Annotated in this window: 1 protein-coding gene; it reads left to right on the top strand. The window is 32.4% G+C overall.

The annotated features are described in order from the left end of the window. Window positions 1-168: 168 nt before the first annotated feature. Entirely contained in the window at window positions 169-645 is a 477-nt protein-coding gene (locus OZD61_RS00065) for a hypothetical protein (RefSeq protein WP_274979380.1), read from the top strand. Window positions 646-698: the final 53 nt, after the last annotated feature.

Here is a 698-nt window from a genome sequence, read left to right on the forward strand (position 1 = left end):
TCTATGAGAGTTGACCTCATCTTAAAAATGCTAATCAGCTAACGCTGCAATAAAACATTCAGAATTGTAACTGTCAGTATAAATTGTATTAAAATATTAATAATATTGCATTTTCATCACAATAATGCTATCATTCAGTTAGTATTAATGTTTAATGAGGTGTGAGTAATGATTGATATAGCTTCTATTGGTGTAAGTACAGTTATTGATCAGAATTATAGAAGAAAAGCACAATTATGTTTATCAGGATTATTTGTAACTGTGTCAATAGCAACTGTTACCTGGTTTATTTTCCCTGCGTCACAAAATGTATTAGCTCCGTTTTTACTTCCGGCTATGTTCTTGCTCTTCACTTTATCGATGGGTTATTACATGTTCATATTTAGTTGTGAAGAAAAATCTTTGGTAAAGAATGTTCTTGGTATGGTTGAACCGGCTGAATCGGTAAAGAGAGTGCATTGCCAAGAAAATATTAAGTCCTTATTAGCAGAAGTGAGAAGTACTACGAAAGATAGGTTTCGTAACGTGCTTGTTAATCTTTGTTTTGAAGATCGTAGTAAAGCACACAAACTTGCATTATATGTGAAAGAAATTGACGATATTGTGTCTTCAATAAAAAATAAAGACCTCTTAGAACCTGTTTAAAATCTTCGTAATAGGGGAGAAATGAAGGAAAGGACAATCATTTGCAAGCTGGT

It is taken from the genome of Wolbachia endosymbiont of Drosophila bocki, assembly GCF_028982005.1.
Taxonomy (GTDB): domain Bacteria; phylum Pseudomonadota; class Alphaproteobacteria; order Rickettsiales; family Anaplasmataceae; genus Wolbachia; species Wolbachia pipientis.